Genomic DNA, 26376 nt, shown 5'->3' with positions numbered 1-26376 from the left:
ATTTTGAACAAAGAAACACTGGCTGAACGGCTGAATGCATCAGCCGGCAGACAAAAAGCCGATACCGTCATTAAAAACGGAAAAATCATGGATGTATTTAACCAGGAATGGATTTCTGCAGATATCGCCATTACGGGCGGAGTGATCGTCGGGCTGGGCGAATATGAAGGGGAAGAAGTCATTGATGCAGAAGGTCAAATGATCGTTCCGGGCTTTATTGACGGACATGTTCATATCGAGTCCTCTATGGTTACTCCGATTGAATTTGCTAAAGCCGTCCTCCCTCACGGAGTGACTACTGTCATTACTGATCCTCACGAAATTGCGAACGTTTCCGGAGCAAAAGGCATTTCTTTTATGATAGAGCAGGCGAAAAAGGCGCCGCTGAACATCCGTTTCATGCTTCCTTCCTGTGTTCCCGCCGCTAGCTTTGAACGCTCAGGAGCCGTATTAAAAGCCGAGGATTTAAAGCCTTTTTATCAGGAGAAAGAGGTGCTTGGACTTGCGGAAGTAATGGATTATGTGTCTGTTGCGGAAGGTGAAGAGGATATGCTTCAGAAACTGCTTGATGCCAAGCGTCATGGAAAACGGATCGACGGGCATTTAGCCGGACTGTCTTCAGATATCATCAATATATATAGAACCGCAATGGTGTCGAATGATCATGAAGTGACGACAAAAGAAGAAGCGCTGGACAGAATCAGACGGGGAATGTATGTCATGCTGCGCGAAGGATCGGTAGCGAAAAATACGCTCAATGTGCTGCCGGCGGTGAATGAAAAAAACGCGCGGCGCTTTTTCTTTTGCACGGATGATAAGCATGTAGATGATCTGCTTTCAGAAGGAAGTGTGAACCACCAAGTCAAAATGGCGATAAAGGCGGGACTTGATCCATTCCTTGCGTATCAGCTCGCCAGCTTAAATGCGGCTGAGTGCTACGGCCTTGAAACAAAAGGGGCAGTAGCACCGGGTTTTGACGCAGATCTGCTGTTCATTTCAGATGTGCGGGAGGCTGCCGTCACGAAGACCATGGTCGCCGGCCGGACCGTTGCCGAGAACGGACGCACGGTTTATGAACAGTCTGCCGGTTCCTATTCGCCGGACCAGGCGCTGTTGGATACAGTGCGGCTGAAAGCGCCGCTGACTGAATCGGATTTTCATATACCGATTCAAGAGGGCAAGAAAATGAATGTAATCGAAATGATACCGAATCATTTGGAGACGAGAAAAAAAGAAGTGCCTGCACCGTCTGCTGACGCGTTTCGTCCTGATACAGAAAATGATTTATTAAAAATCGCCGTCGCAGAACGGCACAGCGGCGAAAAAATGATAGGACTCGGGATTGTACAAGGGTTCGGGTTAAAAGAAGGCGCCATCGCCACAACCATTTCTCACGATTCCCATAATATCATCGCCGTCGGTACAAACGATGCCGATTTGGCAAAAGCAATCAACAGGCTCCGTGACACCGGAGGAGGATTAACAGCCGTGAAAAACGGAGAATTGCTTCATTCCGTTCCGCTTCCGATCGCCGGGCTTTTGTCTGATAAGTCGGCGGAATGGGTCAATGACAGCTTGGGCGTGCTTCATGAAAAGCTTCCTCTGCTCGGATTCACCGGTGATTTCAATCCGTTTCTCACATTATCGTTTTTAGCGCTTCCGGTGATTCCGGATATTAAAATGACAGCGGCCGGTCTGTTTGATGTCAAAGCCTTTCAGCATATTCCGCTGCAATAAAAAAACTGCACTCGTAATGAGTGCAGTTTTTTTTTTAGACCTCCATAATGATCGGAAGGATCATCGGGCGGCGTTTTGTTTTTTCGTATAGGAACGGAGCAAGTGTATCGGTAATTTCGTTTTTAATTTCGGACCACTGCGTTGTTTTCCGATCCATTACTTTCTCCAAATGGTTCGAAATGAGCTGCTGCGCGTCATTGATCAAATCACCGGATTCTCTCATGTATACAAAACCTCTTGAGATTAAATCAGGCCCCGCCGAAACCTTAAAGTCGTCCATATTGATGCTGACAACAACGATAACAAGGCCTTCTTCTGAAAGAATGCGGCGGTCGCGGAGCACGATATTGCCGATATCACCGATTCCGCTTCCGTCAATGTAAACGGAGCCGGACGGAATTTTGCCTGCCACAGCGGCTTCTTCGCCTTTGAGGGCCAGCACTTCGCCATTATCCATGATAAAGCAGTTTTCTTCAGGTATACCGCAATCAGTCGCGAGTTTGACGTGCATTTTCTGCATTCTGTACTCACCGTGAATCGGCATAAAGAACTTCGGTTTGATCAGGCGGAGCATTAACTTCTGCTCTTCCTGTCCGCCGTGTCCGGATGTATGAATGTCATTCAATGAACCGTGAATGACTTCTGCGCCCGCACGGTACAGCTGGTTGATGGTGCGGCTTACGCTGATTGTGTTTCCGGGAATCGGAGAGGAAGAAAAGACGACCGTATCTCCGGGATTAATGGAAATCTGCCGGTGCGTCCCGTTAGCGATGCGTGATAACGCCGCCATCGGTTCACCTTGGCTTCCCGTACATAAAATTGTTACTTTATTGGCAGGCAAACGATTGATTTCGTTATGCTCAATAAACGTATTTTTAGGACAGGTAATGTAGCCGAGATTTTGTCCGATTTCAATAGCCGATTCCATACTGCGTCCGAATACGGCAACTTTTCTGCCTTTTAAAACGGCTGCTTCAATCACCTGCTGAAGACGGTGTATATTCGAAGCAAATGTCGCAAATATAATTCTGCCGTCCACTTTTCGGAAAATATCGTGAATGCTTTCGCCTACGCGGCGTTCTGACATGGTGAAATCAGGAACCTCACTGTTTGTACTGTCAGAAAGCAGGCACAAAACGCCTTCTTTCCCGATTTCAGCCATTTTTGTTAAGTTTGCCGGTTCGCCTACCGGTGTGAAATCGAACTTAAAGTCCCCGGTATGTACGATATTGCCCGGCGGTGTTTTGACGACGATTCCGTATGAATCCGGAATGCTGTGTGTCGTTCTGAAGAAGGATACAGACGTCTTGCGGAACTTCACGATGTCGTCTTCACCGATGATGTTTAATTTGGTCTGTCTTAACAGCCCGTGCTCTTCAAGTTTATTCCGAAGTAAGCCGATCGCGAGTTTACCGCCGTAAACGGGAATATTTACTTGTCTGAGCAGGTACGGAATACCGCCGATATGGTCTTCGTGACCGTGGGTGATAAACAGACCTTTAATTTTATCTTCATTTTTTACTAAATACGTGTAATCGGGGATTACGTAATCAATGCCGAGAAGTTCATCTTCCGGGAACTTGATTCCCGCATCAATCAGTACAATTTCATCCTGAAACTGCACCCCGTACGTATTTTTTCCGATCTCGCCCAATCCGCCGAGGGCGAAAACGGCAGTCTGGTCATTTTTTACAAATTTCATTCCGCTCATAACTCCAATACTTTAAAATTTTCGCTCTGCTTCTCATATTCTAAAAAAGCACCGTCCACAGGCTGAACAAATTCAATGTTGTATTTCTGATCTTTCAGTTTCGTTCTGACGTCCCGTTCTGAAACGCCCTCAATGTAAAGTGAATCTGTTTTTTCCCGAACAGGTACTTCGTCAGCCTTCTCTTGATAAAATACCTTATAAATCATCCAAATCTCTCCTTAAATGCCGTATGTTAGACTCGCTTATTCTATTATATTCGAAAACGGATTATAAGGAAAGTCTCGAGCAAAAAAGGGACTTTCAAAAAACGAAAGATCCCTTCTACGCGATGACTTTTTTCCGGAGCATTCCGCCCCACTGTCTTCTGAGTTTCTTCCGTAATCGGCGCAGCATCGTATACCTCCTTTAAAGCCCTTTATAGAAGTAGTATGCGGAAAAAATGAATTTGTTTTCGTGGGTAAAACTGGAATTTCATCAAGGCGGTTTTCCGGAAGAAAAACTTTCTGTATGATGATATTGAAAAAGACACGACTGATAAACGGGAAAAAGGAGAAATTGACATGAATCCAAAACTGATCTTTTTTGATATTGACGGCACGATCTATGACCATGATAAACATATTCCCGATAGCGCAAGAAACGCCGTGAAGGCGCTTAAAGAGGCTGGCCATCACGTTTTTATCGCCAGCGGAAGGTCCCCGTTTATGGTAAAACCGATTCTGGAAGAGCTCGAGATTGAATCATTTATTTCATACAACGGCCAGTATGTCGTATTTGAAGGCGAGGTCATTTATAAAAATCCGCTTCCTGAAGATGCGGTTGCGCGTTTATTAAAGCAGGCGGCAGAAGGGGAGCACCCCGTCGTATTTATGGCGGAAGACACGATGAAAACGACCGCCCCCGGACATCCGTACGTCTTGGAAGGAATCGGCAGTCTGAAAGCGCCTTATCCCGAAGTTGATGAAACTTTTTATAAAGGAAAAGAAATTTATCAGCTGCTTTTATTCTGCCGCGGACATGAAGAAAAAGCATATGCCGCTTTTCCGGAGTTTGATTATGTCCGCTGGCACGAATTGTCAACGGATGTGCTTCCGAAAGGCGGTTCAAAAGCGGAAGGCATTAAAAGAGTGCTTGAGCGGCTTCCGTACGGCGTAAGTGACACTTATGCATTCGGCGACGGACTAAATGATCTTGAGATGATCCGCTTTGTCGGCACCGGGGTGGCGATGGGAAATGCGGTTCCGGAATTAAAAGCTGCCGCTGATTTCGTCACAAAGCCGGTGGATGAGGAAGGAATCAGCTGGGCCGTCAAAGAACTGGGCCTTTTGAAATAGAGAAAACCGGCACTTTGGGAAGTGCCGGTTATTTTTAACGGTCAATGGCAATGGCGTTTTCAGGTTCTTTGAACGGATTTTCTTTATCGATATGGTCGTAAAACATCACGCCGTTCAGATGATCGATTTCGTGCTGAAACACGATGGCCGGAAAACCTTTGAGGCGGATGTCAATCTGTTCTCCTTCAAGCGTCACCGCCTTTACGCGGATGCGGGCGTAGCGCGGCACATAGCCGGGAATGGGTTCGTCTACCGACAGGCAGCCTTCTCCGCTCGTCAAGTAGCTTTTTTCCACTGAGTGGCTGACGATCTTAGGGTTAAAAAGAGCATAGCTGTATAAAGTGCCTTTCGCATCTTCTGCATGGACGGCGATCATCCGTTTTTTTACGTCTGTTTGGGGAGCGGCAAGACCGACGCCCGGACGAAGCTTGTATTTCTCGGCTAATTCAGGATTTTGGCTGTTTTTCACAAACTCAATCATATCAGCAAGATGCTGTTTTTCTTCGTCAGAAGCGGGAAGCTGAACTTCTTCAGCGATCTCTCTGAGCGCGGGATGTCCGTCGCGTACAATATTTTCCATAGTAATCAAGAAACTTCACTCCTAAAGCTTAATATGTAAATTATAGCGAATTTCTTTATCGCGGCGCAACGAAACAATTGGCCGGCCATAGCAGGCCGGCCGATGTTCATGGTGTATAAGGTCAGCAGCCGCAGCCTAAATAAGCGGCACCGACGATGATTAATAAGATAAACAATACGACGATTAATGCGAATGTGCGGCCGTATCCGCCGCCGCAGCCGTAACCGTAACCGCCGCCATAACCGCCGCCATAACCATATCCACCGCCGCAGCAACCGCCGCCAAATCCGCCGCCAAATCCATATCCGTACATAAAAAAACCTCCTCTTTTAATTACGCTGACCCTCTGTCAGCAGGGCCGGCGTCTACTATAAACTATGTAAAAGCCAAAAAGATGTATGGTCATCCGCCCTGTTTTCTCAATTTTTTATGCAAGTATTCTTTAACAGCACCGTAAGCGTCTTTTTACCCGGTCATGTCAATTACAGCTCAGCTATTGTCAAAAAGCGTTCGGGCTTCTATAGTGGAAATTGTCAAGATTGGGGGATTTTAAGTGAATATGATTCAAAAAAAGGTATTAGCAGGAATCGGAGCGCTCGGCGCCGCAAGTATGCTGCTTGCCGGCTGCGGGGGAAAAGATCCGGTTGAATCGCTTCATGACTCGATGGAAAAAGCCGTTCAAGCGGAAAAACCGTTTCAAAAAGAGCAGAAAACATTAGAAAAATTGGAGAAAAAAGAGCATCAGCTATACGACAGCGCGGTTAAACTGAATATGGATGATTACCAGAAAATTGTCACACTGTCTGATCAGGCTCTGAGCAATGCAAATCAGCGAAAAAAACATCTGAAAGCAGAAAAAGACAGTATTGATGATTCAAAACAAGCGTTTGAATCCGCAAAAAAAACTTCTCAAGAAATAAAGGATAAGAAAGTAAAAGAAAAAGCCGGGCATGCTGTCGCTTTAATGGGGAAAAGGTATGCATCTTATGATCTTTTGTACAAAAAGTATGAAAAAGCCATTTCACTTGATAAGGATCTTTATAAACTGATTAAAGATAAAAAGCTCACATTAGCGCAGCTGGAAGAGCAAATCAGCAAAGTAAACTCAGTTTACGAAAAGGTGCATAAACAAGCAGATGAGTTCAATCAATTTACTAAAGACTACAACAAAGAGAAAGAACTATTATTCCGCAAATAGTATAGTGAAGGCATATCGGCATGGGCTGATGAACTGATAACAACCGAGTTCAGCCGCCTGTAAAAAGGCGGCTGAAGAATTGGTATATACGTGTGTTTCCCATTGACAACAAGTAAATCATGGTATAGTATTTATTTAGGGAAATATTCACATAAAACCAATCGTTGTTTCGGCACGTTGGAATGTTTTTATTATATTGATATATATAAAACAGAATGAAAATGTGATTTTAATTATCAGAAAATTCTATCTATTTATATTTACGGCAATATGATATTTGTACATGCTTTTTGCTTTTAAACCTTTATCCGGCATAAAGGTTTTTTTATTTTGCTTAGTAATGCTTATTAAGTAAGGGTGCTGAGAGTAAACGACAATTTTAAAATTGAAGTGAAAAAGTTAATCAAAATCGTAACGAAAAGAAACGGCAGAAATTCGGAACAGGAGGAAAACAAATGCTTGCTTACGTCTTTCCCGGACAGGGAGCGCAGTTTAAAGGAATGGGCAGAGACTTATTCGATGAATTCAGTGAGCTCATTAAAAAGGCAGATCATATTTTAGGATACTCCATAAAGGATTTATGCCTTTCAGATGAAAAAGAGAGGCTGACTGATACGAAGTATACACAACCTGCAATTTATACAGTGAGTGCACTGCAATATTTAAAGGGTTTAAAAGAAGGTCATACACGCCCTGATGCTGTTGCAGGACATAGTCTGGGTGAATATACTGCGCTTTTTGCGGCCGGCGTTTTTAATTTTGAGACAGGTCTCCGGCTGGTTGCTAAAAGAGGCGAGTTAATGAGTGAGGCTTCCGAGGGCGGAATGGCTGCCGTGATCGGACTGGATGAGCATCACATAAAAAAAATACTTCAAAAGTATGAATTCGGCCAAATAGATATCGCCAATTACAATACATCGTCACAAATTGTGATAGCAGGGGCTGCAGAAGAGATAAAGCGGGCAGCCTCTTTTTTTGAAAAAGAAGGGGCGAAAGCTTATATCGTATTGCAAGTCGGCGGAGCTTTTCATTCTCGTTTCATGGAAAGTGCACAGCGTGAATTTGCGGAATTTATCGAGGAGTTTCATTTTTCTGAATTGAATTTCCCGGTCATTTCTAACTACACGGCAAGACCTTATAAACAAGAAGATATCAAACGGAATTTAATTGAACAAATAACAAACTCGGTAAAATGGACTGAAAGCATCAGGTATCTAATGGGACAAGGCGTCACTGTGTTTGAAGAGATCGGTCCCGGCAACATTCTGACTAAATTAATTCACACCATACAAAGAGATGAGGAACCGCTTACTATCAGTGCGCCGGAAGACAGTCTTTTCTTTTCTGAAGGGAACAAGGACAATTCGGAAAGCGGGAAAGAGCATAGCCTCTTGGCCGAAAATATAGAGAGCGGTGCAGCTTCACCGGTGTCCCGATTGGGTGATCAATCTTTCAAAGAAGATTACGGTTTGACATACGCGTATTTGGCAGGTGCGATGCATAGAGGGATCTCTTCTGCTGAAATGCTGATACGCCTCGGGAAGAAAGGAATGCTGGGGTTCTTTGGCACAGCGGGTTTACCTATAAGGGAAATTGAACAGGCCCTTATTTCTATTAAGGAGACACTCAAAAATGGCCAGCCCTACGGAATGAATCTGCGATTTGAGCCGGATCATCAAGATAGAGAAAAGGAATTGATAGATTTATATATCAAGCATGACGTACGAGTAATAGAAGCGTCTTCGTATCTTTCCGTCAGCGCACCATTAATTTATTACAAAGCGCATCAGTTGAAGATAGACAAAAGCGGCAGGGTTATACCTCATAATCGGATCATTGCCAAAGTTTCACGGCCGGAAGTTGCGGCCGCATTTCTGAGTCCGCCTCCTCAAAGTATCGTAAAGAGAATGTGTCAGCACGGTATGCTGACGGAAGAGCAGGCGGAGTGGCTCAGCCGTATTCCGGCAGCAGACGATATCATTATTGAAGCAGATTGCGGAAGTAATACTGAACAGGGCTCATTGACGGCGATGCTGCCGTTTTTTGTTAACCTGCGGGATGAGATGATGGAAACACACAAATACGCAAGGAAGATAAGGATCGGGGCTGCGGGAGGAATCGGGACTCCCGAGTCTGCGGCGTCTGCTTTTTTAATGGGCGCTGATTTTATTATGACGGGATCCATTAATCAATGTACAGTTGAAGCCGAAACAAGCGGTTTTGTTAAAGAAATGCTGAGTGAGACAGGAATATGCGATACTGCTTATGCGCCTTCGGAGACTCTGTTTGAGTTCGGAACAAAGGTTCAGGTGCTGAAAAAGGGCACGCTGTTTCCGGTCAGGGCAAATAAATTATTTCAAATCTACCAACAATATGAGTCTTTGAGTGAGATAGATGAAAAGACAAAGATTCAGCTCGAAAATGATTATTTTAACAAGACTTTTGATGAAATCTACGAAAGCATAATAGAAAAACAGCCGAACCTGGCCCAAAAAGCTGAGCGCAATCAAAAATATAAGATGCTGTTACTATTTAAGTGGTATTTGCAAAGAGGATGTCTGCTCGCTTTGGAAGGGCAGGAAGAACAAAAGGTGAATTTCCAAGTTCATTGCGGCCCGTCTTTAGGCGCTTTTAATCATTGGGTAAAGGGCACGGATTTGGAATCATGGAGAAACAGACATGTCGATGACATTGGTGAAATATTGATGAATGAGACCGAAAGTCTGCTAAGGCGCAGATTGGATACGTTATTTCTACACTAAAGAAGGAGCGGGTGGAGGCCAATGGTTCATTTGAATAAACAGAATGCGGATATCGCGATAATCGGGGTTGCTTGCAGATTCCCCGATGCAGATCATTATCATGAATTCTGGGAAAACATAAATAGCGGCAAAGATTCCATCCGGGAAGTGCCGATTGAACGGTGGGATCCCGAACTTTATTATTCGGCTGATATCAGTATACCGAACAAAACAATCAGCAAGTGGGGAGGTTTTATTCATAAAGCTGACCATTTCGACCATAAGTTTTTTAATATCTCTCCCCGGGAAGCGAAAAACATGGATCCTGAGCAAAGAATCCTTTTAGAAGAAACTTGGCGGTGCATCGAAGATTCCGGGGTTTCTTTGCAGGATCTCCAGCGTAAAACCACTTCTGTTTTTGCGGGTATTATGAATTCTGACTACCGGCAGACAGGTCATGCTGAATCGGAAATCGACAGTTATGCCTGTTTAGGAAGTTTCGAAGCTATGCTTTCCAACCGGCTTTCATACACATTCGGTTTGACCGGAAAAAGCATGTCTGTAAATGCCGCTTGTGCATCGTCGCTTGTTGCTTTACATGAAGCAGTTAAGTCATTGCGGACAAAAGAAAGCGATTATGCAATCGCATCGGGAGTAAACTTGAATTTCCAACCCGGAAAATATATTTCTTTTTCTAAAGCCAGAATGCTGAGTCCTGACGGCAAATGTAAAACTTTTGACGCAGCGGCGAATGGGTACGTTCCCGGAGAAGGGGCAGGCGTTGTATTGCTGCAGCGCCTTGGTGATGCAGTAAAAGCCGGTCACCATATATACGGGATCATAAAAGGGACAGCTGTTAATCATGGCGGTAAATCCCGTTCCATAACCGCTCCCAGAGCAGAAGCGCAGTGCCGGGTCATCTCAGAAGCTTTACACAACGCTGCTGTCGATGCTGCGACGGTTTCTTATGTAGAAGCACATGGCACAGGAACATCTCTGGGCGATCCGATAGAAATAGAAGCATTGACAAAAGCGTATCGGCAATATACTGAGGATACTCAATATTGCAGGATCGGAAGTGTGAAAACAAATATCGGTCATACAGAAGCAGCGGCGGGAATGGCCGGATTGATAAAAGTTCTAATGATGATGAAACACCGGAGGGTGCCGAAAAGCCTGAATGTACATACGGTAAATCCAATTATACAGTTTGAAAAAACACCGTTCAGGCCGGCGCTTGATTCAAGTGATTGGAAGGCGGCAGACGGGGCTCCGCTCAGGGCGGGAATCAGCTCCTTCGGTTTTGGAGGTGTTAACTCTCACGTCATCATCGAAGAATTTATACATACAAAAGACGAATCTGACAGAAAAGGAAGGGTACCCTTCCTTTTTTCCGCTAAAAGTGAAGAAAGCATGAAACAAATGATACATCATTGGAGAACCTTTGCTGACGATTCTGAGGAATTTTGCAAAATATCAAATGAAGTGATCAGCAGCACCCTTTTAACGGGGAGGACATCGTTTGATTACAGGGCTGGTTTATTGGCAGGCAGCAAGGAGGAATTTAAAAATCAGCTTAAAGAGGGATTAAGTTTTCGGAGGAAACAAGATTCTGAATGGGCGCTTGCCATCGGTGACTTCAAATGGGAAAGTTATAAACAATTTGCCGTTTTGAAACGGGTATTCCCTGATTTAGAAAAGAACGTAAGGTCGGTGCTGAAAGATATACCAACATTGCACAGTTCATTTAAAAGAAAATGGACACCTGAGAAAATCCGCTTGTATTCTTTAGTTATCAATACGGAAATCATAAAAAGTATCCTGGCATCCGGTTTTAAACCAAGCCTCATTACAGGCGCCCGAGACGGATATTACGTCGCTCTTGCAGCAGCGGATATCATCAAAATTGAAAAGGCCATTTCTGTAATCACAGGCGCTGAAAAACCTTCGCACATATCCTGTGAGCCGCCGTCCATTCCATTTGTCAATCCGTACACTTCAAAAACGTACCCGCCGGTTCGATTAAATGAAGATTATGTAAGGATGCTGCTGAACGGTCTGAGCTTCCCGGCTGATTTTACAGACCGCCTGTACGGGAAAACACGGCTGCTTCTTGAGCACCAATATACGTTTAAAGGGTTTTTAGAAGAGTGGGATAAAGCGGGGAAGACTCAGGAAATCGAGATTTTATCTTATATTGTGAATCGCACGGCGGATAAAAGAAATGCATTGCCGGCAGATGAGGAAGCGGCGATCATGGCTATCCTTGCCTCTATGAGAAGACTGTATAAGAGATGGGATTTAACAGATTATGATGGATTCTTTAATAATGATTATGTTCTGGAAATATTAAATTTACTTGATGAAGGAATCTTGTCTAAAGAACTTTTTCTGAGCATGTTATTGAAAAAGCAAGACGGAATTAAACAGGCTGTTGCTTGTATTAATGAGCAGCCGGCAGGTTTTTATGATAAGACTCGTTTTCCGTTGATGACAGAATACAATCAAATGGATGCCGTGTCTCAGGAGATAGCTGATCATATGCCGCATCACACGGAAGAAAAGGGAACGGAGCCGGATGTGGATATTTCTGATTTTTCAGTTTTCCAATTCGGATCGCTCCCTCCATCAGCAAAACTAAACAAAGCGGCTGCTTTTGAAACGGACAAAGCAGCTGATGAGGCTCTTTATCATTCATTTATGCAAATGTGGCTTTCAGGAGAAGAGATTGAATGGGCGAAACTAGGTGACTATCATAAAAGAAAAGCCCCGCTTCCGCCTTATCCATTTGAGCGCTGTCAATTTTCTTTAAACCCTCAGCAGGTAAAATCAGACGCGGCTTTTTCAGAAAAGAAGAATCAGGCACTTTATACGCCGGTATGGAAAGAAACCGCACTTGAGAATGAAGCGGACAGCGGACAAGCCTGTACTATTTTGTTGTTCTCCGGTAACAAAGACTATTTTGAAGAGCTGAAAAAAAGAGAGAATACGTCCGCATATCTTATTATGCCCGGTGACCGTTTAGAGCAGATAAGCGACAGTGTTTTCACAATCAACAGGCAGCGTCCCGAAGATTATCAAAGTGTCATTCGTCTGTTAAAGGAAAAAGGCGCAGCGCCTGATGCAATTTTGCATACGTGGTCTGAAAAACAGCCTGAACTGGAAGAAACACTCGAATCAGGAATTTATTCCGTGTTTTATCTGACTAAGGCTTTAATCAGCGAGAACCTTATAAACAAAGTAACGTTCATTTATACATTCAGCGCAGATCAAAAAGAAAAATTGCCGTATTTTGAAGGCGTGAACGGTTTTTTAAAATCGGTAAAACAAGAATATCCGCAGCTGCTTTGTAAGACGGTTTGCTTTGAACATGATTCTGCATCCGTTTCATTTTCAGAAAGGGCTGACATTCTTCATAAAGAAATAAACACAGCGCCTGATCGGCATATTCATATCACTTACAGAGGCTGCGTAAGATATGCACGGATGTTAGAGAAGCAGAGAGAAACAAACAGAAAGGCCATTCAATACCCTGAAAAAGATAAAGTGTATTTAATTACAGGGGGATTTGGGGGGATTGGCAGTAAAGTCGCTGAATATTGCGCGAAAACTGAAAGATCCACCATTATTCTATCGGGGCGATCTGCTTTAAACGGAGATAAGCAGAAACATTTAGAATACCTGAACAGCTTTAAAGCAAAGGTTTATTATATACAGGCGAATATATCCGATAAAGAAGCGGTAAAAAAAATGATTGACGGTATTACCGATCAGCATGCAGGTCTTCATGGCGTCATTCATTGTGCAGGAGTTATCAGAGACTCGCTGCTTTTTCGAAAAACAAAGCAGGAACTTTCAGAGGTGATTGCTCCAAAAGTTCATGGCGCATTGAATCTTGATCATGCAACGAAGTCGCTGGAATTGGATTTTTTCGCCGTTTTTTCTTCAGTCGTCTCTATTGCAGGGAACGAAGGCCAGTGTGATTATGCATATGCAAACGGCTTTTTAGATCATTTTGCCGAATATCGGGAACAGAAACGGCAAAATTCTCTGCGCAGCGGCCGCACGCTGACAATCAATTGGCCTTTATGGAAAGACATCGGAATGGGGGCGAACCTGTCAGGTCAAGGGCGGACGTCTCTTTTTCATGGTTCCGGGCTCGAAGAACTTCCTGCTGAAGACGGAACGCAATGGTTTTCGCGGATTGTGACTTCGGGTCAGCTGCATAATATTGCAGTCTGCGGTGATCATGAGCGCTTTGAACAATTTATGCGGCAGAGATTTTTGACGGACGAAACAGAGACAGGCAGTGCCATTCCTTTGGCTCAAGGCGATATTTTGGATCAGACAGTTTTGTTTTTAACCAATATCATCTCCTCTGAGATCGGTGCAGAACGGGAAGAGATCGATCAAGATGTGCATCTGGCTGAATATGGAATGGATTCGGTTATGATTCATCAATGCAACACAAAGCTGGAGCAGTCACTGGGAGCAATTTCGAAAACGCTTTTATTTGAATTTCATACAATCAGAGATTTAGCAGATCATCTTGTAAAGGAATATCCGGATCGGCTGGGGCGTTTATTTTCACGGGAGGAAAAAGGAAAACAGATTCAGAGCATTACCCCTGCCAGGCCGGAACAAAACATCACTGCACCTGCGGCGGAGGAAAAAGAACATCTTGACGGGATAGCGGTAATCGGTATCAGCGGCCGTTATCCCGGGGCTGAAAATATCGAAGAATTGTGGGAGCTTCTATCAAAAGAGAGAACCGCAATCACAGAAATTCCGAAAGAACGATGGAATTATGAGACCTACTATGATCCAGACCCCGCTAAAGCGCATGAGGGGAAAATTTATTGCAAATGGGGCGGATTTTTAAAGAATGCTGAATCATTTGATTCTTTGTTTTTCCAAATATCGCCGAGAGAAGCAGAAGCGATGGATCCTCAGGAACGAATATTCCTCGAAACCGTGTGGAAAGCATTTGAAGATTCGGGATATACCATTGAAGGGTTGAGAAAGCAGACCGAAAAACATGTCGGTGTATTTGCGGGAGTGACAACCAATTCTTACAAGCTGCTCGGCGAAAGAATACCGACGGATAAAAACGATGTACTTCCAAATTCGTTCCCATGGTCTCTCGCGAACAGAGTGTCTTACACATTTGACTTTACGGGTCCCAGTGTCCCTGTAGATACGGCTTGCTCTTCATCCTTAACGGCAATTCACATGGCTTGCCAAAGTTTAACAAAGGGTGAGTGCTCGGTTGCGGTTGCGGGAGGAGTAAATTTGTATCTTCATCCTTCTGACTATTTATACCGATGTCAGATGGGGATGCTTTCAAAATCGGGAAAATGCAGAAGTTTTGGAGAAGGCGGCGACGGTTTCGTACCCGGGGAAGGTGTCGGGGCCGTTATTCTTAAACCGCTTAAAGATGCCGTACGTGATAATGATACTGTGTACGCCGTCATTAAAGGAACGGCAATTAATCATGGCGGTAAGACGAATGGCTATACGGTGCCTAATCCTGCCGCACAGGCGGATTTAATTCAAGGAGCTCTTAAAGCGGCCGGTTGGAGCGCCAGAAGTGTCAGCTTTATTGAAGCCCACGGCACGGGAACGCCGCTGGGTGACCCGATTGAAGTCCGAGGCCTGACCAAGGCGTTTAGAGCTTATACCGAAGATGTTTCATATTGCTCTCTCGGATCGATTAAATCTAACATCGGTCATCTCGAAGCGGCTGCGGGTATTGCCGGCCTGACAAAGATTATCTTACAAATGAAGTATAAAAAAATAGCCGCAACACTGCATGCTGAACGGGTGCATCCGGATCTTTATCTGGAAGAGACACCTTTTTGTCTTCAGCAGGAAACCGCCGACTGGATAAAACCCGCGAATGAAAAACATTCTGACAGCAAATATCCGCGGCGCGCGGGCTTAAGTTCTTTCGGAGCGGGCGGGGCAAATGCTCATATCCTTGTGGAAGAGTATGAGTCTGCTGCTGACTGTCATACGGATTGTGAGGAAAGTGAGGAACTTATCGTACTCTCAGCCAAGCATTCACTGAGTTTACGGGAATCAGCAAAACAGCTGGAGGAATATCTTCAAAAGGCCCGTCATAAGCAGGACGAGTTTTTGCAGCAAGCGGGAACAAACAAGCCGCTTCACCTTTCTGATATTGCGTATACCCTTCTTGAAGGGCGCGAAGCCATGCCGGAAAGGCTTGCTGTCATTTCAAATAATATCGATGATCTGATGTTGAAATTAAATCACTTTTATAATGGAATTGACGATCACGAAATATTTAGAGGGAAAAAACCGAATCATAAACGCAGACAGCAGCAATCGGATTCTCCGCTCAAATCCGGCAGAACCACATTAGCCGAAATGGCTGAATTCTGGGTATCAGGAGGGAATTTAAGCTGGGAAGATTTCCGCACCGGCAGAAAACCGGCGAAAATTGCGCTGCCGACTTACCCTTTCTTAAAAAACAGACTGTGGGTGTCAAATAAGGCGCAAACAAAATCAGCAGCCGGTACAGCTCCTTTATTTGATTTTTCTGCAGGTGAGTGCCGATTTTATAAAACGCTTTCTGATTCTGAATATTATTTAAAAGATCATGTTGTGCATGGGAATATGGTTCTGCCCGGAGCGGCAATCATCGAAGCGGCCAGAGAAGCGGGAGAGAGGCTGTACGGAAAATCAGTCATAAAACTGAGTCAGGTTGTATGGCCGGTTCCGATAACCGTTGAAAAAGAAAAGACGATAATGATAGATCTGCTGCCGAATCAAAAAGACGGCAGATTTGTGGTGAAAACCGATATGCAACCTGAAGCGGCAGTTCATTGCCAAGGAAACATTATCACATGCGGAGATAAAGATGCCTCTCATACAGAGCATTTTCAATTGGACAGCTGGTTAACCGGCCAGAAAAGATTAATCAGCGGCGCTGAGTGTTATAGGGCCTTCCGGCAGAGCAGTTTGGACTATGGAGCCAGTTTTCAGGTAATAAAACAGCTGTTTATCCATGAAAATGCTGTTCTTGCACGAATATCACTTCCTGAGAGCATTCATAAAAAATCCGGCACGCTGCTGGAACCGTGTTTATTGGATGGCATTTTTCAATCCACAACCGGGTTTATGTCCGGTCAAGAAGGGGATCACACCGCATATTTGCCTTTTGAATTAGGTGAGCTGGAGATTCTTCATGCACCTTCGGCAAACGGCTATGCTTACATTACAGCTGCCGATGAAAGACAACATGATGATGTCAAAAGGTTTCATATACTATTTATGGATGAAAACGGATCTGTAAGTCTTAAAATAAAAAACTTAGCGTTAAAGGCGTTAAGGGCTGCACCGCAGACTCAGGATGAGAGGCATTCAGTTAAGTATTACACTGATATGTGGAAGCGGGCCCCTATGCTTCATCAGCCTGAAGCCAGCGGTTTAAACAGCTGCCTTGTGATTTCACTCCGTCGGGATATATCAGAACCGCTGATCCGCCAGGCATATAAAGATATCGGCTTGAACATGATATTTGTCCGCCATGGCGGCAGTTTTCAAGAAAAAGAAGCTGATTCCTTTGAATTGAACAGCGTCAAACTTGAAGGCTATCAGAAATTGCTGGCGATTCTTAAAGAAAGACAAGTGACAATTGACCGCGTCATTTTAATCGGGATGAGCCCAAAAACGGGAATTGAGCAGAACATTCATGAAAAGCTGGAAGAGGCTGTTTTGCCGGTTTTCAATGTAACGAAAGCTCTGCTAGCAACAATCCCAAGACATAAAATCCTGATATCACATGTGTTTTTCACAAGGGAAAATCAAATCTTACCTTATCAAATGGCAATCAGCGGCTTTTTTAGGTCGCTTCATTTAGAACATCCAATGTTGTCCGGTAAAAATATTGAAATACACAGCGACGAAATTCAGTTACAGCTGAACGGCGGTCTGCCTGAATTAAAAAACCTTGTGAAAGAAACAATCATCAGCGATGATACTTCAGAAATCAGATACAGAGATGGAATCAGGCAGGTCAAACACTCTGCAGAAATTGAAAGTGCCGAGCCTCCCAAAAAGATGGAAGTAAAAGAAGGGGGAGTTTACCTCATTACAGGAGGAACGGGCGGTCTGGGACTGATTTTCGCCAGACATCTTGTGCGAAAAGGGAGAATAAAACTTGTCCTTATCGGCAGGTCAGAGCTTTCTGAGGAAGCCATAAGCAATGTAAAAGAGCTCGAAAAAAATGGATCAGAGGTTTTTTATGTAAGAACCGATATTTCTGATAAGGAAAATGTCAATAACCTGATAAACCTCGTCAAAAACAAATTAGGTCCTGTTAAAGGAATTATTCACAGCGCCGGTGTGATAAAAGATTCATTACTCATCAATAAGCGTGAAGAGGATCTCGATTCAGTCTTGGCCAGCAAGGTTTACGGAACGATATGGCTTGACCGGTATACAGACAGAGAACCTCTGGACTTTTTTGTAATGTTTTCATCTATCAGCGCAATAATCGGGAACGCGGGACAAACCGATTATGCTTATGCAAACCGGTTTATGGATTATTTTGCGGAAACGAGAGCGGCGGAAAATAAACCTGGAAAAACAGTCTCGATTAATTGGCCTTTATGGAAAGAAGGCGGTATGCAAATTGATATTCATTCAGAGAAGTTCCTTTATGACCGTTTCGGAATGCTGCCTCTGGGAAAACGGGAAGGCCTTGCAGCATTTGATCAAGCAATGACAGGGTGTGAACATCAAATAATGGTATTTAGCGGTAATGAATTAAAGCTGGAACGAATGATAACGATTGACAGCGGAAAAAGTGACCCGGCAATCGCCGACGAAAATCAAGAACTGAAAGAGCTGTCAATAACTGAATCTTTAAAAAGCACTTTGACGCGCATCATCACCGGCGTATTAAAAATTGAAGAACGGGAATTTGATTTTGAACTGCCGATAAGTGAATACGGATTTGATTCAATTATGTTTACAATGCTGGGCAACGAATTAAACGAGTCATTAGGAATATCAATGATGCCGTCAGATTTTTTCGGTCTTACTGATTTTAATGAACTTCTTGAGTTTTTAAAGAGTGAGTATTCCGAGGAGCTTCATCTCTGCGGCTCTTTTTCTTCAGATGAATCTGCGGCGAAAGACCGGAGAGAAAATCTGATTGAGGGCATTGCAAAGATGATGTCAAGTATTTTGAAGATTGACAGAAAGGAAATAGAAGAAGAGACTTCATTCGGCGAGTACGGATTTGATTCTATTACGTTTACCAGACTCGGAAATGAAATCAATCAACAATATGGTACGGAATTATTGCCGTCCATTTTCTTTGAATGCAATTCACTGGCTGAAATGACTGATTATGTAATCGAGCAATACGGAGAAATCCTTTTTGCTGAGACAGAATCTTTTTCTGCAGCTGACGAAAAAACATTGTACAGCACGCCTCCGCCGGAATCTTATGAACATTCCCCTGAGCCTGAAAATAAAACCAGGCAAGAGGAAAGACATATAAATGAGCCGGTGGCAATAGTGGGAATAAGCGGCCGTTTCCCCCAAACAGATACGCTGGAAGACTTTTGGGAAGGAATTGAAAAAGGCCGGGATATGATTACAGACATTCCTGAAGACCGTTGGAACTGGAAAGAGTTTGACGGCGATCCGATCAGGGACGTCAATAGAACAAAAATAAAAAAAGGCGGATTTATCAAAGGCGCGGACAGTTTTGATCCGTTGTTTTTCGGGATTTCTCCCGCCGAAGCAGAATTAATGGATCCCCAGCAAAGAATTTTTATGGAGACTGTATGGAAAACAATAGAAGATGCGGGCTATAAGCCTTCTGATTTGGCAGGGACGAAAACCGCGGTGTTTGCAGGGGTCGCCACAACGGATTATGCTGAATGTCTGAATGAAAATGGCGTCTCTGTTCAGGCGCAGACCGCAACCGGTTTAAATCATTGTATATTGGCAAATCGTATTTCTTACCAGCTGAACCTGACGGGTCCGAGCGAACCGATTGACACTGCCTGTTCAAGTTCGTTAGTTGCGCTTCATCGTGCGGCTGAGGGGATTCAAAGAGGCGATTTTGAAATGGCGATTGCAGGCGGAGTGCATATTATGACAAGCCCTACTCTGTTTATAGCTTTTGATAAAGCAGGTATGCTTTCCAAAGACGGAAAGTGCAAAACGTTTGATAAAAGCGCTGACGGCTATGTAAGGAGTGAAGGGGCGGCTGCAGTATTGCTCAAGCCGCTCAGCAAAGCACAGGCAGACGGTGATCATATATATGGTTTGATTAAAGGGTCAGCTGTAAATCACGGCGGCCGCGCCAATTCTTTGACAGCTCCGAATCCGAACGCACAGGCGGACTTATTAACCGAAGCTTGGCGGAAGGCGGGGGTCAGCCCTGCCACTGCGGGATATATAGAAGCGCATGGCACAGGGACAAGTCTTGGCGATCCGATTGAAGTGAACAGCATCATAAAGGCATTTAAAACGTTATATCAAGAATGGGACATTCCTTTTGCGAAACAGAAATGCTGCGGAATCGGGTCTGTGAAAACAAACATCGGCCATCTCGAAACCGCTGCCGGAATAGCCGGCGTGCTGAAAGTGTTACTGGCTTTTAAATATCGCAAACTTCCGGGACTCGCCCATTTTTCAGAACTCAATCCATACATCAAACTGGAAAATACGCCATTTTATATCACAGAAACCGCTCAAAAGTGGAATCCGATAAAAGATGAAGAGAACAACGATCTGCCGAGGAGAGCAGGTGTCAGCTCATTCGGATTCGGCGGTGTGAACGCGCATATTGTTTTAGAGGAATATAGGGAACCTCAAAAAGAAGTGCCGGAAAACAACGGTAACACACATATTTTTGTTTTATCTGCGAAAACCAAAGATCAATTACTTGAGTATATCCGGCTTATGGTTCAGTACTTGGATCGCGTGATTGCAGGTGACATGACCGTTAATGCCAGTGACATGGAATTTACATTGCAAAACGGTCGGGAAGCAATGAACGAAAGAATTGCCGTATGTGCAGCGAGTCTGACTGAGCTGAGAGATAAATACGTCAGCTTTCTTGATGACAGCAAGGTGCAAAAAGGCGTATTTATAAGCGAAAACACTGAAGAGCGCACAGCTGTTTCTGAATATATGATTCAGGAGGCTCTTCAAAGCGGAAAAGAGGAGCTGCTCGCACAATGGTGGGCCAATGGAGCCGAGTTTGAATGGAAGACAATCGGCAATAAGAAATTGAATAGAGTGCCGCTGCCAACTTATCCGTTTGCAAAAGAGAGTTATTGGTTCACCCCGAAAAAGAACAAAAGCGAGGTTAATAGCAAAAGTCTTCACCCATTAATCAGCGAGAATGTCTCAACATTAAAGAAACAAGCATTTAAAACTGTTATTTCCGGAACTGAATTTTTCGTCACTGATCATCTTGTTTCAGGAGACTATGTGCTGCCAGGAGCCGCTTCGCTTGAAATGGCTCTTGTTTGTGCGGAAATAAGCGGAGAAAGTAAAGTATATAAAATAAAAGACGTGATGTGGAACAGACCTATATTATATAAAGGAAAAACGCTGCACATTTATACCGACTTGGAAATGAAACAAGATAAGTTGAACGTAACGATATGTAAAGAGGGTCCGGATGGCGTGCAGCAAATCTGCACACAAAGTGAAACAGTATTCGGAGACATAAACAGCAATCCTGAGTATGTCGATATTGATCAGTTCATACGCAGCAGTGAGCAGGTCATAAGCCGGGAAGAGTGTTATCACCGCTTCAGCCGTATGGGCCTGACATATCATAGCAGTTTTCAAACATTGAAAGCCGTATATCGCGGTGATATGGAGTTAATGGCAGAATTGGAGCTTCCTGCTCATTTAGCGAACGGGTTTTCACATTTTACACTTCATCCTTCATTAATTGACGGCGGTTTTCAAGCGGCGGCATTTTTGTTAAGAGATAATGAGAAAGAGGGCTTATTTGTTCCATATTCACTTAGAGAGCTTCACATTAAGAGGGCGCTTACTGCCCGATGCCATGTTTCGGTGAAAGAAACCGGTTTTTATACGTATAACATTGATTTTATTAACGAGAGCGGCGAAATAGCCGTGAGCATGAAAGACTTTTCTGTCAGAAAAGTGACCGGGGGAGAATTAACCGCAGGACGTAAAAATGAAGATCAGGAAATTCTCTTCTTATTAGAACGATTGAAAAACGGTGAACTTTCTGCTGACCAAGTTTATCAGCTGCTGGAGGGAAAATAGTGCAGATCAAACAAATACTTTCCTTAATTGAAGAACAGCAAATGTCTCCTGATGCAGGACTGGAGCTAATTCGCACTTACAGAAAAGAACAAATGGAAAAAAAGGCGGAGCCGGAATCACAAGCTCCGTCCCCAACCATTTTTTTCAAGAACGATTGGGTAAGGACAAATAACATTGATATGCCGAATCAGCAGGCGCCGGGAAATATGCTGATTTTTGATCAGGATAACCGTCTTTTTCAGCATGCCGAGATGATGAATGGAGATCATAACCGTGTCATTCTCGTAACGCCCGATTCTGATTATAGAATTGAACGGAATAGATGCACAATCAATCCTTCTGATGTAAGTCATGTCGAAATGCTGCTGTCTGATTTGGCTGAAAACGGATTTACACCTGATGTCGTGCTTTATTTATGGAACGGAGAAATCAGAGAATTCACTGAAGAATCCGTTAATGAAACTCTTTGCAGAGGGATAAACTCGCTCTTTTTATTATCAAAAGCTTTAATGCGGAGAAACGAACCTGTTACGTTATTGCATATTTATTGGACAAGGGGTCTGAATCAGCCGTTTCATGAAGCTGTCGGAGGTTTCATGAAAACGGTAAACATGGAAAGCTCCAAGCTTAAAGCGAAAACCATACAGATTCGCCATGAGCATTCTGACATAAATCCTCCGGTTTCCGAGATATGGGATGCTGTAATCAGTGAAATGCAGCGCTTTCAAACGGATGAATGTGAGATTTTAATAGACTCACATACCCGTTTTGTGAAAGGGCTGCAGCATATTGATATTCCGGAACACAATAAAGGATCTGTAACGTATCAAAAAGGCGGCATATATATCATTACCGGAGGAGCGGGGAAACTCGGGCTGCTGTTTGCGGAACACATCGCTAATGAAAACCAAGCCGTGATTATACTTACAGGCCGTTCTTTTTTAACAGCTGATCAAAAAGAACGGATCAGTAAGCTTAATGAGAGCGGCTCTATTGTTGAATATCAGCGGACGGACATAACAGATCGAACAGAGGCAGAGCGATTCATTTTCGGCGTTAAACAGCGGTACGGCAGCATAAACGGGATCATTCATGCTGCCGGCATCCTTCGTGACTCATTTCTTGTAAATAAAAGTCTCAGTGATTTTACGGACGTACTGAAACCGAAAGTTTACGGGACAATCTGGCTGGATGAGCTGACAAAAGACGAAGATCTTGATTTTTTTGTTCTCTTTTCTTCTTTTTCCGCTTACGGAAATGCCGGCCAAAGTGACTATGCGTACGCAAATCATTTTATGGACAGTTTTGCAATGCTTCGATCTCAGCTCTCCCGAAACGGAAAAACCCTTTCAATCAATTGGCCGTTATTGAAAGATGGCGGGATGAGTCTCGACAGCAATGGAATCAACCAAATAAAAGAAAAATACGGAATGACGCCGATGCGAACTTCCTCTGTTCTGGAAGCGTTTCTGAAAATGCTGCGGTCTTCATTTACCAGCTTAATGCCTGCAGAAGGAGAGCGGGATAAAATGATAAAAGCGCTTTCGATTCAAAGAAACACAGCTGCAGCAGATCAAGATACACTCACGGCGGAACACGATGAAGAAGAGGAATATGCTGCGAAAGAAAAAGTCAATGACTATTTAATCAAGATCATCAGCGGTGTCTTGAAAATCCAAGCTCATAAAATAAATGCGAAAGACTCTTTTGAGAAATTCGGAATCAACTCACTTATGATCATGTCACTTATTTCAAAGCTTGAAGATACTTTCGGGGATCTTCCAAAAACAATCTTTTTTGAATATCAGAACATTGAAGAGCTTTCAAACTTCTTCCTAACATCTTTTAAAGAAAAAGTGCTTAAGGCCGCAGGGGCAGCTCCGGTAACAAGAGTGCAGAAGAAAGGAGAAAATCCGAGTAAAAAACAGCACCGGCAGCAGAAGGATACACCTGCACCGAGCATGGTTCAGCCGGGTGAGGATATTGCCATTATCGGTGTGAGCGGAAGATATCCGAATTCCGATACTCTTGAGGAGTTCTGGGAAAACATTGCCGGAGGGAAAAACTGTATTATTGAAATCCCCGAGGAACGTTGGGATTTCAGATCGATTTACAGCCCCGACAGAATGGAGAAGGGGAAAATCAACAGTAAGTGGGGCGGTTTTATCAGCGGTGTTGATCAATTCGATCCGCTGTTTTTCCATATTTCTCATAAAGAAGCTGAGCTGATGGACCCTCAGGAGCGAATTTTTCTCGAAACCTCCTGGCATACGTTTGAAGATTCAGGATATACAAAAGAGAAGCTTAACGGTATGAAAGCCGGTGTGTTTGTCGGAGCCATGTACGGACAATATCAATTATTCGGCGCAGAAGAAACTGCGCGGGGCAATCCGATTGCGCTCAGTTCCTTCTTTTCATCTATTGCGAACAGGGTTTCATACTTTTTTAATCTCTCCGGCCCGAGCATTGCACTGGATACGATGTGTTCATCATCGCTGACGGCCATTCACTTGGCATGTGAGAGCATTAAAAGAGGGGAAAGTGAAATTGCGCTTGCGGGCGGCGTTAATGTGTCCATACACCCCAGCAAATACCTTTGGCTGAGTCAAGGTAATTTTGTTTCCACCGAAGGATTGTGCAGAAGTTTCGGAGAGGGCGGAGACGGCTATGTCCCGGGAGAAGGTTCGGGAGCCGTCCTGTTGAAACCTCTGGAAAAAGCAATTGCTGATCAGGATCATATATACGGAGTGATTAAAGGAACATCTGTAAATCATGGCGGAAAAACCAATGGATTTACGGTTCCGAATCCGAATGCACAAGCTGAGCTGATTGCTGAAAATTTCAAGAAATCGGGCATCAGTCCGCGATCAGTCAGCTACTTGGAAGCACACGGAACGGGTACTTCGCTCGGAGATCCGATTGAGATCGCAGGATTGACAAAAGCTTTTGAGAAATTTACGGACGATAAACAATTTTGTGCCATAGGTTCAGTGAAGTCTAATATCGGACATTTGGAGTCTGCCGCAGGTATAGCAGCCCTTACAAAAGTTCTTTTACAATTTAAGCACCAGAAATTGGCGCCATCCATTCACTCGGAACAGCTGAACCAAAATATCCGATTTGAAAAGACGCCTTTTTACGTTCAGCAGAAAGAAGAAGAGTGGCGGAAAGAATCAGGCGCCTCCAACAGGAGAGCAGCAATCAGTTCGTTCGGAGCGGGAGGAGCAAATGCCCATGTCATTGTGGAAGAATATCAAAACCATGCGGACACACAAACAATAAGCGGTCCGTTTGCCGCAGTTCTCTCTGCCAAAAATGAAGACAGACTGAAAGAATACGCCCGGCGCCTTCTGCAATTCACAGAGCGGGAGACAAAGGCCTCGGCAGCTGATATCGCTTTTACATTGCAGACATGCAGGGAACCGATGGAAGACAGACTTGCTGTTGTAGCTTCTGATTTGCCGGAACTTAAGGAGAAGCTGAGAACTTTCTGTACTGAAGGAACAATTGGAGAGGGCGTATACAAAGGCAATGTTACGAAAGATTTTGATAAAGTCTTTATCTTTCATGATCAAAAGGTGAAAGATAAATTCCTCGAGGCGATGATGGAGACAAAGGACTTGAATCTTCTTGCAAAATTATGGTCTTTCGGGGCTGATATTCAATGGAGAGAGTTATATGAAGAATATACCCCGCAAAAGGTCAAGCTTCCTTTATATCCATTTGCTGAGGAGTCTTACTGGGTGCCTGGAAGCCAAAGTGCAGTATTTCCGGAAATATTGCCGCAGCAGTCTTCACTGCACCCGCTTCTGGATTCGAATGAATCTACTCTGGAACAGCAGTTTTTTAAAACGACATTAAGAGACAAAGAGATTTGGTTAAAAGACCACATTGTAAAAAACAAGAGCATTCTCCCGGCAGCTGCTTTTCTTGAAATGGCATGCGCAGCGGGAACGCGGTCATATCGAAAGAAAAAGGTCACTCGTTTAAAAAACGTGATATTTGCCAGACCGGCCATGCTTTTGCAAGAGAGCCTGACCATTTACACTCATATTTCCGTAAAAGACGGCAGCATATTATTTAACATGTCACCTGACGAGGATGCTGCTGTAAGGACTGGATTTGTGACGGGGGAATTAGATTATGATCATCATTACAGTGATGATGATATAGAGAACATCGACAGAGAAGAGATGATAAACAGAAGTGCTTTTGTCCGTGAACAAGATGAATGTTACGAGTATTTTCGGGAAAACGGGTTCCTGTATGGGCGCGCTTTTCAGCCGATTCAACGTTTATGGGGCGGCGAAACGGAAGCGGTTGCACACTTATTGCTGCCAAAAGAAGCCTCATATGCTCTTGAAAATTATACATTGCATCCGTCTTTAATTGATGGGGCTCTGCAATCTTTGTTCGGCATTACGGACGGAAGAGAAGAGGCAACTGTTTATGTTCCTTTTTCAATAGGAGAGATTACGATTCGGAAAAAAGTTTCAGCAGAATGCTGGGCTTATGCGCGTAAAACAGGCCAAAAAGGTCAATCCGAGCTTATTTACGATATTCAGCTGCTTAATGAACACGGAGAGAGACTTGCAGGTTTAAAGGATGTAACCATTCGTAAAAAAGAAACGTTTTCCGCGGAGGCACAGAATCGTGCAACAGCGGATTCCAATGGAAAGAACGAGAGAGTAAAAGAGCTTCTCAGACAATTAAAAGCGGGCGAACTGACTGCGGAGGAAGCAGATTATGCGCTGGAGCGTATGCAGGATTAGTTT

General features: G+C 44.0%; 10 protein-coding genes. 6 read left to right on the top strand and 4 right to left on the bottom strand.

What is annotated here, in order from left to right:
* Window positions 1-3: 3 nt before the first annotated feature.
* Window positions 4-1737, top strand: coding sequence for an adenine deaminase (gene ade, locus OQ477_RS07995; protein WP_038457873.1), 1734 nt, complete (start codon window positions 4-6; stop codon window positions 1735-1737).
* 34 nt (window positions 1738-1771) lie between these two features.
* Here ade and rnjA read toward each other — a convergent pair whose 3' ends face one another.
* Window positions 1772-3439: a ribonuclease J1 gene (rnjA, locus tag OQ477_RS07990; RefSeq protein WP_007611151.1), complete on the bottom strand. Its 1668-nt coding sequence runs from the start codon at window positions 3437-3439 to the stop codon at window positions 1772-1774.
* 5 nt (window positions 3440-3444) lie between these two features.
* Window positions 3445-3654, bottom strand: coding sequence for a DNA-dependent RNA polymerase subunit epsilon (locus tag OQ477_RS07985; protein ID WP_003154548.1), 210 nt, complete (start codon window positions 3652-3654; stop codon window positions 3445-3447).
* Between the two features lie 354 nt (window positions 3655-4008).
* Here OQ477_RS07985 and OQ477_RS07980 point away from each other — a divergent pair, with 354 nt between their 5' ends.
* Window positions 4009-4782 (top strand): Cof-type HAD-IIB family hydrolase, encoded by a 774-nt coding sequence (locus tag OQ477_RS07980; RefSeq protein WP_265972016.1) that lies wholly within the window; start codon window positions 4009-4011, stop codon window positions 4780-4782.
* 34 nt (window positions 4783-4816) lie between these two features.
* Here OQ477_RS07980 and def read toward each other — a convergent pair whose 3' ends face one another.
* Both def and OQ477_RS07970 read right to left on the bottom strand, forming a co-directional pair.
* On the bottom strand, window positions 4817-5371 hold the full coding sequence (def, locus tag OQ477_RS07975; RefSeq protein WP_003154544.1) for a peptide deformylase: 555 nt from the start codon (window positions 5369-5371) through the stop codon (window positions 4817-4819).
* Window positions 5372-5483: 112 nt separating this feature from the next.
* Window positions 5484-5675, bottom strand: a complete 192-nt coding sequence (locus OQ477_RS07970; RefSeq protein WP_265972015.1) for a YjcZ family sporulation protein — start codon at window positions 5673-5675, stop codon at window positions 5484-5486.
* 246 nt (window positions 5676-5921) lie between these two features.
* Between OQ477_RS07970 and OQ477_RS07965 the strand changes: the two genes are divergently transcribed.
* The 4 genes from OQ477_RS07965 (at window position 5922) to OQ477_RS07950 (ending at window position 26373) form a co-directional block, all read left to right on the top strand.
* Window positions 5922-6560, top strand: coding sequence for a YkyA family protein (locus OQ477_RS07965; protein ID WP_265972428.1), 639 nt, complete (start codon window positions 5922-5924; stop codon window positions 6558-6560).
* Window positions 6561-7015: 455 nt separating this feature from the next.
* Window positions 7016-9322 carry an ACP S-malonyltransferase gene (fabD, locus tag OQ477_RS07960; protein WP_265972014.1) on the top strand — a complete coding sequence of 769 codons (2307 nt, stop codon included), beginning with the start codon at window positions 7016-7018 and terminating at the stop codon, window positions 9320-9322.
* Window positions 9323-9343: 21 nt separating this feature from the next.
* Entirely contained in the window at window positions 9344-21601 is a 12258-nt protein-coding gene (locus OQ477_RS07955) for an SDR family NAD(P)-dependent oxidoreductase (RefSeq protein WP_265972013.1), read from the top strand.
* Window positions 21601-26373 carry a type I polyketide synthase gene (locus OQ477_RS07950; protein WP_265972012.1) on the top strand — a complete coding sequence of 1591 codons (4773 nt, stop codon included), beginning with the start codon at window positions 21601-21603 and terminating at the stop codon, window positions 26371-26373. The genes OQ477_RS07955 and OQ477_RS07950 overlap by 1 nt, the downstream gene beginning before the upstream one ends.
* The last annotated feature ends 3 nt before the right edge of the window (window positions 26374-26376 follow it).

The organism is Bacillus sp. ChL18, from assembly GCF_026241425.1.
Taxonomy (GTDB): domain Bacteria; phylum Bacillota; class Bacilli; order Bacillales; family Bacillaceae; genus Bacillus; species Bacillus velezensis.
This window is presented reverse-complemented; position numbering and strand designations above follow the sequence as displayed.

What these genes read in the sequence shown, in the direction of transcription:
- OQ477_RS07965 (WP_265972428.1), top strand. Translation starts at nt 5,922, where the DNA reads ATGATTCAAAAAAAGGTATTAGCAGGAATCGGAGCGCTCGGCGCCGCA.
- OQ477_RS07980 (WP_265972016.1), top strand. Translation starts at nt 4,009, where the DNA reads ATGAATCCAAAACTGATCTTTTTTGATATTGACGGCACGATCTATGAC.
- OQ477_RS07985 (WP_003154548.1), bottom strand. Translation starts at nt 3,654, where the DNA reads ATGATTTATAAGGTATTTTATCAAGAGAAGGCTGACGAAGTACCTGTT.
- rnjA (WP_007611151.1), bottom strand. Translation starts at nt 3,439, where the DNA reads ATGAAATTTGTAAAAAATGACCAGACTGCCGTTTTCGCCCTCGGCGGA.
- fabD (WP_265972014.1), top strand. Translation starts at nt 7,016, where the DNA reads ATGCTTGCTTACGTCTTTCCCGGACAGGGAGCGCAGTTTAAAGGAATG.
- OQ477_RS07955 (WP_265972013.1), top strand. Translation starts at nt 9,344, where the DNA reads ATGGTTCATTTGAATAAACAGAATGCGGATATCGCGATAATCGGGGTT.
- OQ477_RS07970 (WP_265972015.1), bottom strand. Translation starts at nt 5,675, where the DNA reads ATGTACGGATATGGATTTGGCGGCGGATTTGGCGGCGGTTGCTGCGGC.